The 12,497-nt window shown below is 61.4% G+C and carries 15 protein-coding genes; 11 read left to right on the plus strand and 4 right to left on the minus strand.

Features of this window, described 5'->3' with window-relative positions:
• Positions 1-65: 65 nt before the first annotated feature.
• From ccmA to CAF87_RS16690, 10 genes are all read left to right on the plus strand, one after another.
• Positions 66-701 (plus strand): cytochrome c biogenesis heme-transporting ATPase CcmA, encoded by a 636-nt coding sequence (gene ccmA, locus CAF87_RS16645; RefSeq protein ID WP_085733726.1) that lies wholly within the window; start codon positions 66-68, stop codon positions 699-701.
• Complete coding sequence (gene ccmB / locus CAF87_RS16650; RefSeq protein ID WP_007959235.1) at positions 698-1,366, plus strand: heme exporter protein CcmB; 669 nt, start codon at positions 698-700, stop codon at positions 1,364-1,366. Before ccmA ends, ccmB begins: the two co-directional genes overlap by 4 nt.
• Before the next feature lie 78 nt (positions 1,367-1,444).
• Positions 1,445-2,200 carry a heme ABC transporter permease gene (locus CAF87_RS16655; protein ID WP_085733725.1) on the plus strand — a complete coding sequence of 252 codons (756 nt, stop codon included), beginning with the start codon at positions 1,445-1,447 and terminating at the stop codon, positions 2,198-2,200.
• Complete coding sequence (ccmD, locus tag CAF87_RS16660; RefSeq protein ID WP_011333085.1) at positions 2,197-2,373, plus strand: heme exporter protein CcmD; 177 nt, start codon at positions 2,197-2,199, stop codon at positions 2,371-2,373. The genes CAF87_RS16655 and ccmD overlap by 4 nt, the downstream gene beginning before the upstream one ends.
• A complete protein-coding gene (ccmE, locus tag CAF87_RS16665) occupies positions 2,370-2,825 on the plus strand; it encodes a cytochrome c maturation protein CcmE (RefSeq protein WP_065261104.1) in 456 nt (151 codons plus the stop codon). Before ccmD ends, ccmE begins: the two co-directional genes overlap by 4 nt.
• A 3-nt stretch (positions 2,826-2,828) precedes the next feature.
• On the plus strand, positions 2,829-4,817 hold the full coding sequence (locus CAF87_RS16670) for a heme lyase CcmF/NrfE family subunit (protein WP_085733724.1): 1,989 nt from the start codon (positions 2,829-2,831) through the stop codon (positions 4,815-4,817).
• A complete protein-coding gene (locus tag CAF87_RS16675; RefSeq protein WP_007959246.1) occupies positions 4,814-5,350 on the plus strand; it encodes a DsbE family thiol:disulfide interchange protein in 537 nt (178 codons plus the stop codon). The genes CAF87_RS16670 and CAF87_RS16675 overlap by 4 nt, the downstream gene beginning before the upstream one ends.
• A complete protein-coding gene (locus CAF87_RS16680) occupies positions 5,347-5,817 on the plus strand; it encodes a cytochrome c-type biogenesis protein (RefSeq protein WP_011333089.1) in 471 nt (156 codons plus the stop codon). The genes CAF87_RS16675 and CAF87_RS16680 overlap by 4 nt, the downstream gene beginning before the upstream one ends.
• On the plus strand, positions 5,814-7,013 hold the full coding sequence (gene ccmI, locus CAF87_RS16685) for a c-type cytochrome biogenesis protein CcmI (protein WP_085733723.1): 1,200 nt from the start codon (positions 5,814-5,816) through the stop codon (positions 7,011-7,013). Before CAF87_RS16680 ends, ccmI begins: the two co-directional genes overlap by 4 nt.
• Before the next feature lie 25 nt (positions 7,014-7,038).
• A complete protein-coding gene (locus CAF87_RS16690; protein ID WP_085733722.1) occupies positions 7,039-7,446 on the plus strand; it encodes a hypothetical protein in 408 nt (135 codons plus the stop codon).
• Between the two features lie 44 nt (positions 7,447-7,490).
• Here the strand turns inward: CAF87_RS16690 and CAF87_RS16695 are convergent, their stop codons facing one another.
• Together CAF87_RS16695 and CAF87_RS16700 are read right to left on the minus strand one after the other, a co-directional pair.
• Positions 7,491-8,378 carry a LysR family transcriptional regulator gene (locus tag CAF87_RS16695; protein ID WP_085733721.1) on the minus strand — a complete coding sequence of 296 codons (888 nt, stop codon included), beginning with the start codon at positions 8,376-8,378 and terminating at the stop codon, positions 7,491-7,493.
• Positions 8,379-8,448: 70 nt separating this feature from the next.
• Positions 8,449-9,636, minus strand: coding sequence for an MFS transporter (locus CAF87_RS16700; protein ID WP_085733720.1), 1,188 nt, complete (start codon positions 9,634-9,636; stop codon positions 8,449-8,451).
• Between the two features lie 243 nt (positions 9,637-9,879).
• On the opposite strand from CAF87_RS16700, the gene CAF87_RS16705 reads away from it, so the two are divergent.
• A complete protein-coding gene (locus tag CAF87_RS16705) occupies positions 9,880-10,500 on the plus strand; it encodes a DUF5666 domain-containing protein (RefSeq protein WP_085733719.1) in 621 nt (206 codons plus the stop codon).
• A 55-nt stretch (positions 10,501-10,555) separates the two neighbouring features.
• On the opposite strand, the gene CAF87_RS16710 is transcribed toward CAF87_RS16705, so the two are convergent.
• Entirely contained in the window at positions 10,556-11,554 is a 999-nt protein-coding gene (locus CAF87_RS16710) for a sulfate ABC transporter substrate-binding protein (protein ID WP_085733718.1), read from the minus strand.
• A 106-nt stretch (positions 11,555-11,660) separates the two neighbouring features.
• Entirely contained in the window at positions 11,661-12,485 is an 825-nt protein-coding gene (locus CAF87_RS16715; RefSeq protein ID WP_085733717.1) for an ion transporter, read from the minus strand.
• Positions 12,486-12,497: the final 12 nt, after the last annotated feature.

A 12,497-nucleotide genomic window follows, 5' to 3' on the forward strand; every position in this document is an offset into this window, starting at 1 on the left:
TTTATGCTGCAACTCTTTAACGGCCGCCCCAGAGCCGACTTGAACCGTATAAGGCCCGTGAACCCTTGACCAGCCCTGTCCTGCAAACCGTCGGCCTCGCCTGTGAGCGCGATCTCAGACTGCTCTTCGAGAATCTCGAATTGAGACTGGCCAGTGGCGATATGGTGCAGATCAGCGGTCCCAACGGCAGCGGCAAGACCAGTCTCTTGCGCCTGCTGGCCGGCCTGATGCAACCGACCGACGGTCAGGTGCTGCTCAACGGTCAACCCCTGGCCGAGCAACGCAGCGAACTGGCGCGCAACCTGCTGTGGATCGGTCATGCCGCCGGGATCAAGGACCTGCTGACCCCGGAAGAAAACCTCGCCTGGCTCTGCGCCCTGCATCAACCCGCCGGACGCGACGCGATCTGGCAGGCGTTGGCGGCGGTTGGATTGCGCGGTTTCGAGGATGTTCCCTGCCACAGCCTGTCCGCCGGTCAGCAGCGCCGCGTGGCGCTGGCGCGGTTGTATCTGGACAGCCCGCCACTGTGGATCCTCGATGAGCCGTTCACCGCGCTGGACAAACAAGGCGTGGCGCAACTCGAAGAACACCTGGCCAATCACTGCGAACGCGGCGGTCTGGTGGTGTTGACTACGCACCATACGCTGAGCCGGATGCCGGCCGGTTATCGCGACATCGATCTGGGGAAGTGGGCAGTATGAGTGTGTTCGGCCTGCTGGTTGCCCGTGAATCCCGACTGCTGTTCCGCCGCCCGGCGGAGCTGGCCAATCCGCTGATTTTCTTCGCCATCGTCATCGCGCTGTTCCCGCTGGCCGTCGGACCGGAAACTCAAGTATTGCAAAACTTGTCCCCGGGGTTAGTCTGGGTGGCGGCGCTTTTGTCGGTCCTGCTCTCGCTGGACGGGCTTTTCCGCAGTGATTTCGAAGACGGATCCCTTGAACAGTGGGTCCTTTCGCCGCACCCCCTGCCACTTCTGGTGTTGGCCAAGGTGCTGGCACACTGGCTTTTTTCCGGGCTGGCACTGGTTTTGCTCTCGCCGTTACTGGCGTTGATGCTTGGGTTGCCGGCTGCGTGTCTGCCGGTATTGCTGCTTTCGTTGTTGCTGGGTACACCAGTGCTGAGCTTGCTCGGCGCGGTGGGTGCGGCGCTGACGGTCGGTCTGAAACGCGGCGGCCTGTTGCTCGCGCTGTTGATTCTACCGTTGTACATCCCGGTGTTGATCCTCGGCAGTGGCGCCTTGCAGGCAGCGTTGCAGGGCATGCCGGCGATCGGTTATCTGTTGTGGCTTGGCAGCCTGACCGCCCTGGCGATAACCCTGACACCTTTTGCAATAGCTGCTGGCCTGAAGATCAGCGTCGGCGAATAATGAGGTCTGGTTAAAATTTAACCAGCAAAGACCCTGAGACTGCTCACACCGATGAGCGGCACCCGTGATGGAAACAGTATGAACTGGACCTGGTTTCACAAGCTCGGCTCGCCCAAGTGGTTCTACGGCATCAGCAGCAAGTTCCTGCCGTGGCTGAGCATTGCAGCGTTGCTGCTGATCGCTGTCGGCGTCGTCTGGGGCCTGGCCTTCGCGCCGCCGGACTATCAGCAAGGCAACAGCTTTCGCATCATCTACATCCACGTACCCGCCGCGATGCTCGCCCAGTCGATCTACGTGATGTTGGCGGTGTGCGGCGTGGTCGGGTTGGTGTGGAAGATGAAACTGGCCGACGTCGCCCTGCAATGCGCCGCACCGATCGGTGCCTGGATGACCGCCGTGGCGCTGGTCACCGGGGCGATCTGGGGCAAGCCGACCTGGGGTTCGTGGTGGGTCTGGGACGCGCGGCTGACCTCGATGTTGATTCTGCTGTTCCTGTACTTCGGCGTGATCGCCCTGGGCAACGCCATCAGCAACCGCGACAGCGCCGCGAAGGCCTGCGCGGTGCTGGCCATCGTCGGCGTGATCAACATCCCGATCATCAAATACTCGGTGGAGTGGTGGAACACCCTGCACCAGGGCGCGACCTTTACCCTGACCGAAAAACCGGCGATGCCCGCCGAAATGTGGCTGCCGCTGCTGCTGACGGTGCTTGGTTTCTACTGTTTCTTCGGCGCCGTGCTGTTGCTGCGCATGCGTCTTGAAGTGCTCAAGCGCGAAGCCCGCGCCAGTTGGGTCAAAGAAGAAGTGCAGAACAGCCTGGAGGCCGCTCGATGAGTTTCGCGTCATTCGGCGACTTCCTCGCCATGGGCCATCACGGCCTGTACGTCTGGTCGGCCTACGGCATCTGTCTGGCGGTACTGATCCTCAACGTGGCGGCGCCGATCGCGGCCCGCAAGCGTTATCTGCAACAAGAGGCGCGTCGTCTGCGCCGGGAGAACGGCAAGTGAATCCGCTGCGCAAAAAGCGTCTGATCATCATTCTGGCGATTCTGGTCGGGGTCGGCGCTGCCGTCGGCCTGGCCCTGAGCGCCCTGCAGCAGAACATCAATCTGTTTTACACCCCGACCCAGATCGCCAACGGCGAAGCGCCGCAGGACACCCGCATCCGCGCTGGCGGCATGGTCGAGAAAGGTTCGCTGCAACGCTCCCCGGATTCCCTGGACGTCAAATTCGTGGTCACCGACTTCAACAAGTCCGTGACCATCACCTATCGCGGCATCCTGCCGGACCTGTTCCGCGAAGGGCAGGGCATCGTCGCACTGGGCAAGCTCAACGCCGATGGCGTCGTGGTCGCCGATGAAGTGCTGGCCAAGCACGACGAAAAATACATGCCGCCGGAAGTGACCAAGGCCCTGAAGGACAGCGGTCAATCCGCGCCGACCCAAGCGAAGGAGGGTTGATCGATGACGTCCACCATTTTCATTCCCGAGCTTGGCCATCTGGCCATGATCCTGGCGCTGTGTTTCGCGCTGGTGCAGGCCGTGGTGCCGTTGCTCGGTGCCTGGCGCGGCGACCGTCTGTGGATGGGCCTCGCCCAACCGGCGGCGTGGGGGCAGTTCGCATTTTTGCTGTTTGCCTTCGGCGTTCTGACCTACGCGTTCATGACCGACGACTTCTCCGTGGCCTACGTCGCGATGAACTCCAACAGCGCGCTGCCTTGGTACTACAAATTCAGCGCCGTGTGGGGCGCCCACGAAGGTTCGCTGCTGCTGTGGGCGTTGATCCTTGGTGGCTGGACTTTTGCGGTCTCGGTGTTCTCCCGGCAGTTGCCGCAAGTCATGCTTGCTCGCGTGCTGGCGGTGATGGGCATGATCAGCACGGGTTTCCTGTTGTTCCTGATCCTGACGTCAAACCCGTTTTCGCGGATCCTGCCGCAGATCCCGGCCGACGGTCGTGATCTCAATCCGTTGCTGCAAGACATCGGCCTGATCGTGCATCCGCCGATGCTGTACATGGGTTATGTCGGTTTCTCCGTGGCCTTCGCGTTCGCCATCGCTGCACTGCTCGGTGGTCGTCTCGATGCCGCGTGGGCGCGCTGGTCACGTCCGTGGACCATCGTTGCCTGGGCTTTCCTCGGCATCGGCATCACCCTCGGTTCGTGGTGGGCTTACTACGAACTCGGCTGGGGCGGCTGGTGGTTCTGGGACCCGGTGGAAAACGCCTCCTTCATGCCTTGGCTGGTGGGCACGGCGCTGATTCACTCGCTGGCGGTCACCGAGAAACGTGGCGTGTTCAAGAGCTGGACGGTGTTGCTGGCGATTGCCGCATTCTCCTTGAGTCTGCTCGGGACGTTCCTCGTACGCTCCGGTGTACTGACGTCGGTGCACGCGTTTGCTTCGGATCCCGAGCGTGGTGTGTTCATTCTGATCTTCCTGCTGTTCGTGGTCGGCGGTTCGCTGACCCTGTTTGCGCTGCGTGCACCTGTGGTCAAGAGCCAGGTCGGTTTTAACCTGTGGTCGCGGGAAACGCTGCTGCTGGGCAACAACCTGGTACTGGTGGTGGCCGCGTCGATGATCCTGCTCGGCACGCTGTATCCGCTGATTCTTGATGCGATCAGCGGCGCCAAACTGTCGGTCGGCCCGCCGTACTTCAACGCGCTGTTCATTCCGTTGATGGCGCTGTTGATGGTGGTGATGGCGGTCGGTGTGATCGTGCGCTGGAAAGACACGCCGGTGAAATGGCTGGCCAACATGCTGACCCCGGTGCTGCTGGGCAGTGTTGCACTGGCAGTCGTTGCCGGTGTCGCCTACGGCGATTTCAACTGGGCTGTGATTGCAACCTTCCTGCTCGCAGCCTGGGTGTTGCTGGCCGGTGTGCGTGACATCTTCGACAAGACCCGGCACAAAGGCCTGATCAAAGGCCTGCCGACCCTGACTCGTAGCTACTGGGGCATGCAACTGGCCCACATCGGTATCGCTGTGTGCGCCCTGGGCGTGGTGTTGTCGAGTCAGAACAGTGCCGAGCGCGACCTGCGTCTGGCGCCGGGCGAGTCGATGGAACTGGCCGGTTACCAGTTCGTGTTCGAAGGCGCCAAGCATTTTGAAGGCCCGAACTTCACCTCTGACAAAGGCACCATCCGGGTGATCCGCGATGGCCGCGAAATCAGCGTGCTACACCCGGAAAAACGCCTGTACACGGTGCAGAGCTCGATGATGACCGAAGCCGGGATCGACGCCGGTTTCACCCGCGACCTTTACGTTGCTTTGGGTGAACCACTGGGCGACGGCGCCTGGGCAGTGCGGGTGCACGTCAAACCGTTTGTGCGCTGGATCTGGTTCGGCGGTCTGCTGACCGGTCTGGGCGGAATGCTGGCAGCGCTGGACCGGCGTTACCGGGTCAAGGTCAAAGCCAAGGTGCGTGAAGCGCTGGGCATGGAAGGAGCCGCTGCATGAGACGTTGGTTGATGCTGGTGCCGTTGGCGATTTTCCTGCTGGTGGCCGTATTCCTTTATCGCGGTCTGTACCTGGATCCGGCGGAGCTACCGTCGGCGATGATCAACAAACCGTTCCCGGAGTTTTCCCTGCCGGCCGTGCAGGGCGACAAGACCCTGACCAAGGCTGACATTCTCGGCAAACCGGCACTGGTCAACGTCTGGGGCACCTGGTGCATTTCCTGCCGGGTCGAGCACCCGGTGCTGAACAAACTCGCCGAGCGTGGCGTGGTGATCTACGGCATCAACTACAAGGACACCAACGCCGATGCGTTGAAGTGGCTGGCCGAGTTCCACAATCCGTATCAACTGGACATCCGCGACGACGAAGGCTCCCTGGGCCTGAACCTCGGTGTCTACGGCGCGCCGGAAACCTTCTTCATCGACGCCAAGGGCATCATCCGCGACAAGTACGTCGGCGTGATTGACGAGCAGGTCTGGCGGGAAAAACTGGCGGCCAAGTATCAGGCGCTGGTCGACGAGGCCAAGCCATGAAGCGTTTTTTAGCCGCCATGGTGTTGGGCTTGAGTCTGGCCGGTGTAGCTCACGCCGCCATCGACACCTACGAGTTCGCCAAAGAAGGTGATCGCGAGCGTTTCCGCGAGCTGACCAAGGAACTGCGCTGCCCCAAATGCCAGAACCAGGACATAGCCGACTCCAACGCGCCGATTGCCGCCGACCTGCGCAAAGAGATTTTCCGCATGCTCGGCGAGGGTAAGGACAATCAGCAGATCATTGACTTCATGGTCGATCGCTACGGTGATTTCGTCCGCTACAAACCGGCGTTGAATGCCAAGACTGCGCTGCTGTGGTTTGGCCCGGCGGGATTGCTGCTCGGCGGTTTTGTCGTCATCGCCGTGATCGTCCGCCGCCGTCGCGGGCAACGCGCCGAGACTCCGCAATCGCTGTCCCCTGAAGAGCGTCAGCGCCTCGACCAACTGTTGGATAAAAACCAAGAATGATTGATTTCTGGCTTGCCGCAGGGCTGTTGCTTTTGGTCGCCCTGAGTTTTCTGCTGATCCCCGTTCTGCGTGAGCGTCGCGCCCAGCGTGAAGAGGATCGGACTGCCCTGAACGTCGCGCTGTATCAGGAGCGTGTCGCCGAGTTGCAATCGCAGCAGGCCGAAGGCGTTCTCGACGCTGCGCAAATGGACAGCGGCCGTGCCGAAGCGGCGCGGGAACTGCTGGCCGACACCGAAGGTGCGGCGCCGGCGCGGGTTTCGCGTTTGGGCAAGCCACTGCCATTGCTGGCAGCCGTGCTGGTGCCGGTGTTGGGCCTCGGTCTCTATATGCATTTCGGTGCCGCCGACAAAGTCGAACTGACCCGGGAATTCGCCCAGGCACCGCAGTCGATGGAAGAGATGACCCAACGTCTGGAACGCGCCGTAGCCGCGCAACCGGATTCCGCCGAAGGCCTGTACTTCCTCGGTCGTACTTACATGGCTCAGGATCGTCCGGCGGACGCGGCGAAGATGTTCGAACGCGCCGCCAACCTGGCCGGTCGTCAGCCGGAACTGCTCGGCCAGTGGGCGCAGGCGCAGTACTTCGCCGATGGCAAGAAGTGGTCGGACAAGATTCAGGCCCTGACTGACGAAGCACTGAAGGCTGATCCGAAAGAAGTCACCAGCCTCGGCCTGTTGGGGATCGCCGCGTTCGAAGGCGAGCGCTATCAGCAAGCCATCGATTATTGGAACCGTCTGCTGGAGCAACTGCCAGCGAATGACAAATCCCGCGAAGCCCTGCAGGGCGGCATCGCCCGCGCTACTGAAAAACTTGAGGCCAGCGGCGGTAAGGTCGCCCAGGCTCCGGCGGCGAAAACCGCGCTGCTCAAGGTCAGCGTCGATCTGGCCAGCGAGCTCAAGGGCAAGGTGCAACCGGGTGACAGTGTGTTCATCTTCGCCCGTGCAGTATCTGGCCCTCCAGCACCGCTGGCGGCCAAGCGTCTGACCGTCGCCGACCTGCCGGTGACCGTCGAGCTGGGCGATGCCGATGCAATGATGCCGCAGTTGAAACTGTCGAACTTTCCTGAAGTCCAACTGGTTGCGCGCGTCTCCCGTGCCGGTCAGCCAACCGCCGGTGAGTGGGTAGGTCGCAGCGGGCCTCTGGCCAGCAGCACCACCGCGCCACAAAAACTCACCATCGACAGCCCGGACAAATAGCCGGAACCAACAGGAAAGCACTGCCATGAACGCCATCGCCCGAATCACAGTCCTCACACTGGCCCTGGGCTTGAGCGCATGTGCGGTGCAACGACCCGAGTCGACCACAAGGCTCCCGCCGATACCGCCGTCACAACCCAGCCCGACACCGTCCACCAGTCCGACGCCGGGCAAACCGGGCATTCCGGCCAAACCCTCGAAATCCGCCCCCCGCACCTCGGCAAGCTTCGCCCCGCCACCGGGAGGCAACAGCCACTGGGATCAGAAACTGGGCGTGTACGTACTGGATGACCAGCCCAACACCTTCTACCGCCAGCGCACCTACTACCGCTGGAACAACGGCTGGAGCCGCTCGATCAGCCCGAACGGACCGTGGGAAGAAACCAACATCCACGGCGTGCCGGCGGGACTGGGCAAGCAGTTCGGGGAGTAATGAAAAACGGCGATCTTTGGATCGCCGTTTTGCTGTCTGGTTTTTTACAGCGCTCGCACCAACAACCCCTGCACATACTCAACAAACGCCCGCGCCTTGGCGCTGGCCATCCTGCCCGTCGGAAACACCGCCCACAGCTCCTGCTTCGGCAAAACCCAATCGCTCAGGACAGCCTTAACAACGCCACTGGCCAGTTCCGGTGCGAACATCCACTCCGAGCCCAGCCCCAGACCTTGATGGGCCAGCACCGCCTCACGCAACCCTTCGGCGGCGCTGACGCGCAGGCGGCCATTGACGGCCACAGACTGTTCTTCGCCATCCTTGTTGAAATGCCAGGTCGCACCACCGCCACGGTTGTAGATAACGGCGTGGTGTCGGGTCAGATCGGCAGGGCCGGTGGGTTCACCGTGGCTGGCGAAGTAGGCCGGCGTGCCCAGCACAACGCGACGGCATTCGGCAATCTTGCGCACGGTCAGGCCGGAGTCGCTGAGCGGGCCCAGGCGCAGGGCGACGTCGATCCCTTCTTCCACAAGGTTGATGTTCTGGTCGTCGAGCAGCAGATCGACATTGAGTTGTGGGTGCTGATCGAGGAACGGCCCCAGGTGTGGAACCACATGCATCCGGCCGAAGGTGACGGCGGTGCTGATGCGCAGGTTGCCACTCAGGCCGCTGGCGGTGCCGCGAGCGGCGTTGTCGGCCTCGTCGGCTTCTTCGAGCGCACGCCTGGCCCGCTCGAAAAAGGCCAGCCCGGCCTCGGTCGGCGTCAGGCCTCGGGTCGAACGCAACAGCAAGCGTACGCCGAGGCGGGTTTCGAGTTGGGCGATGGTTTTCGACACGGCCGGCTGACCGATATTCAGCCGCCGGGCGGCGGCGGAAAACGAGCCGGTTTCCACGACGTAGACAAAGGTTTCCATGGCGGCGAGGCGGTCCATCGGCGGTCCCGTGCAAGTGTTGTTGAGGGGGATTACGACTGTGATGAGTCCATCACAGTCGTTACGGATCTTATGCCGTCACAAGCGCCGACTTTTGCGAAACACTCAAAAACCGCACCAGCGCCAGCAGCGGAAACGCACTGCCAACAATCACGATCCACAGCCAGCCGCCATGCTCGTACACCGCACTGGCCACCGACGAACCGAAGGCGCCACCGACGAAGATGCTGGTCATGTACAGCGCATTGAGGCGACCGCGGCTTTTGGCGTCGAGGGAGTAGACCGCGCGCTGGCCGAGCACCATGTTCATCTGCACACAGAAGTCGAGCACCACGCCGGTCACGGCCAGGCCGATCACGCTGTAGGCCGGGTGAATGAAGGCCGGCAGGAAACTCAGGCTGGCGAACAGCATGGCCAGCAGAGAGGCGACGCGGGTGTGGCCGGCGTCGGCCAGGCGTCCGCTGATCGGGGCGGCAATCGCACCGATGGCGCCGACCAGGGCAAAGATCGCGATTTCACTCTGGGACAGGCCATGGTTGCGCGCCAGTTCCAGCGGCACGGCGGTCCAGAACAAGCTGAAGGTGGCGAACATGCAGGCCTGGTAGAACGCCCGCTGACGCAGCACCGGTTGCTGGCGCAGCAGCGTCCACAGCGAGCCGATCAACTGGCCGTAGGAAGCGCTGTGATCCGGCTGGCGCTTGGGCACGGTCAGTGCCAGCACGATGCTGATTGCCGCCATCAACGCCGCCGCGATCATGAACATTGCCCGCCAGCCGAAATGGTCGGCAACGACGCTCGACACCGGACGCGCCAGCAGAATGCCCAGTAACAAACCGCCCATGATTCCGCCGACCACACGGCCACGGGATTCCTCCGGCGCCAGATGCGCCGCCAGCGGAATCAGGATCTGCACCGACACTGAGCTGAAGCCCACCAGCAGCGAAATCATCAGGAACACATTGGGCTGATCGGTAAACGCCGCCCCCAGCAGACTGGCAATCGCCACCACGGTGGTGATGATCATCAGACGGCGGTTTTCCAGCAGGTCCGCCAGCGGCACCAGGAAGAACAGCCCCAGTGCGTAACCGATCTGGGTCAGCGACACGATGAAGCTGGCCATGGTGTCGGTCAGGCCGATGTCCGGCGCGATCAGGCCGATGATCGGCTGGGCGTAGTAGATGTTGGCAACGATGGCGCCGCAGCAGAAAGCGAACAGCAGCACCATGCCTCGGGTCATTGCGTGAGTTGTGGCGGTCATAGGGTTTCTCGATCCAGCGAAAAGGAATGCGGTGAGACTAAGGGACGAACCGGGTCGGCGGTAGAAGCCTTGGATCGATATCAGTTATTCCGTTGCGGAATAGATTCCAGCCGGTGAGGTGTCATCCATCGGCGAACCTTGCGTCCGACCGGGGAGGGGTGATGATACATTCACTTACATCTTGTTCGATAGCGTGCTTATGTTGTCATTGGATTTCCACCTGAAAACAACCGGAGGATTGCGATGTTTCGTCAGCTGTTTCGCCACACCATGACTCTTGCATTGATCGGCGTGCTTGGCGCCGGCAGCGTCTACGCCGGTGAGGCCCCGGGGATGCGCATTGGTGTGCGCGGCGAAATCACCGGGGTCAGCCCCGACTCGCTCAAGGTTCACGTCAACAGCGGTGAAAACGTGGTGGTCCGGTTGACCCCGGACACCAAGGTCCGCGCCGTCACCCTGGCCAATATCGAAGACATCAAGCCCGGCAGCTACATCGGCTCGGCAGCCATTCCTCAGGAGGATGGCACGCTCAAAGCGCTGGAGGTGCATGTATTCCCTCCGGAGTTGGCTGGCAGCGGCGATGGCCACCGGCCGTTCGACCTGACCAAGGACAGCAGCATGACCAATGGCAGCGTCGGCGATCTGGTGGTGAGCAACGGCCGGGTGCTGACCGTCAACTACAAGGGCGGCCAGCAGAAGATCCTGGTGCCGGAGGATGTGCCAATCGTCAACCTGACGCCGGGCGATCGCAACCTGCTCAAGGTTGGCGTGAGGATCGTCACTTTCGTGACCCAGAGTGCGGACGGAACGCTGACTGCGCAATCGATCTCGGCCGGCAAGGATGGCGTGAAACCGCCCATGTGAACGCATACAAAAAAGGCGACCTCTTCAGGTCGCCTTTTTCATTTCAGCTCACGTCTTACTTGTTGGTGTAGATCTGGTCGAAGATCCCGCCATCGTTGAAGTGGGTCTTCTGCACGGTGCGCCAATCGCCGAAGGTTTTCTCGACCGACAGGAAGTCGACTTTCGGGAAGCGGTCGGTGTACTTGGCCAGTACCGCCGGGTCACGTGGGCGCAGGTAGTTGGCGGCCGCGATTTCCTGGCCCTCCGGCGACCACAGGTACTTCAGGTATTCTTCGGCCGCCGCGCGGGAGCCTTTCTTCTCGACGACTTTGTCGACCACCGATACAGGCGGCTCGGCTTCGGCGGAGACGCTTGGGTAGATGACTTCGAACTGGTCGCGGCCGAACTCGCGGGCGATCATTTCGGCTTCGTTCTCGAAGGTCACCAGCACGTCGCCGATCTGGTTGGTCATGAACGTGGTCGTCGCGGCGCGGCCACCGGTGTCCAGCACTGGCGCTTGCTTGAACAACTTGCCGACGAAGTCTTTGGCCTTGTTCTCGTCACCGCCGTTTTTCAGCACGTAGCCCCAGGCGGACAGATAGGTATAGCGGCCGTTGCCCGAGGTTTTCGGGTTTGGCACGATCACCTGCACGCCGTCCTTGAGCAGGTCCGGCCAGTCTTTCAGGGCTTTCGGGTTGCCCTTGCGCACGATAAACACGGTCGCGGAGGTGAATGGTGCGCTGTTGTTCGGCAGACGGGTGACCCAGTTTTCCGGGACCAGTTTGCCGTTGTCGGCCAGGGCGTTGATGTCGGTCGCCATGTTCATGGTAATGACGTCAGCCGGCAGGCCGTCGATCACCGAGCGCGCCTGTTTGCTGGAGCCGCCGAAAGACATCTGCACGGTGATGTCCTCTTTGTGTTCGGCTTGCCAGTGTTTCTGGAACGCAGCGTTGTAGTCCTTGTAGAAATCGCGCATCACGTCGTAGGAAACGTTAAGCAGAGTCGGTGCGGCCTGAGCCACGCTGCCGAAGGCGAGACCCGCGGCGAGAAGTGAGGCGCCAAAGAGTTTTTTCACTGCGCATTCCTTGTTCTGTAGGGGTGTTTTTTTACAAAGATGAGGCCATTTGCCAGCGACTATAGCGGGGCGCGCATAGTCGCTTAAAGATTAAAAAGAACTTTGCTTATTCCATTTTCTTGAACAGCGCATTGCCACAACGGGAGCAAAACGACGCGTCGTGTTCGTGGCTGTTTTTCTTGCACACCGGGCAGTCGTGCTGCAACTGACCGCCGCGCATCGCCGTGGCCAGTTCGGCGGTGAAAATCCCGGTGGGCACGGCGATGATCGAATAACCGGTGATCATCACCAGCGACGAAATCACCTGGCCCAGAATGGTCCTCGGCACGATGTCGCCATAGCCCACGGTGGTCAGGGTCACGATAGCCCAATAGATGCCTTTGGGAATACTGGTGAAGCCGTGCTCCGGGCCTTCGACTACGTACATCAAGGTGCCGAACACCGTGACCAGGGTGCAGACGCTGAGGAGAAACACGAGGATTTTCTGCTTGCTGCCGCGCAAGGCATCGAGCAGGTAATGCGCCTGTTTCAAGTACGGCCCGAGCTTGAGTACCCGGAAGATACGCAGCATCCGGATCACCCGGATGATCAGCAGGTATTGGGCATCGCTGTAATACAACGCGAGGATGCCCGGCACGATCGCCAGCAGGTCAACCAGCCCATAGAAACTGAAGGCGTAGCGCAACGGCTTGGGCGAGCAATACAGGCGCAGCAGGTACTCGCCGAGGAAGATGACCGTGAAGCCCCATTCGATGTACGCCAGCACATTGGCGTAGTTCTGGTGAACTTCATCGATGCTGTCGAGGATCACGGTCACCAGACTGGCGAAGATGATCAGCAGCAAAGTCTTGTCGAAACGGCGGCCAGCCACCGTATCGGTCTGGAAAATGATCACGTACAGGCGATCACGCCACGTGTTGTTACCGTTCATGCACATCGCCTT

Origin of the sequence: Pseudomonas sp. R38(2017), assembly GCF_002112395.1 — a bacterium.
Classification (GTDB): domain Bacteria; phylum Pseudomonadota; class Gammaproteobacteria; order Pseudomonadales; family Pseudomonadaceae; genus Aquipseudomonas.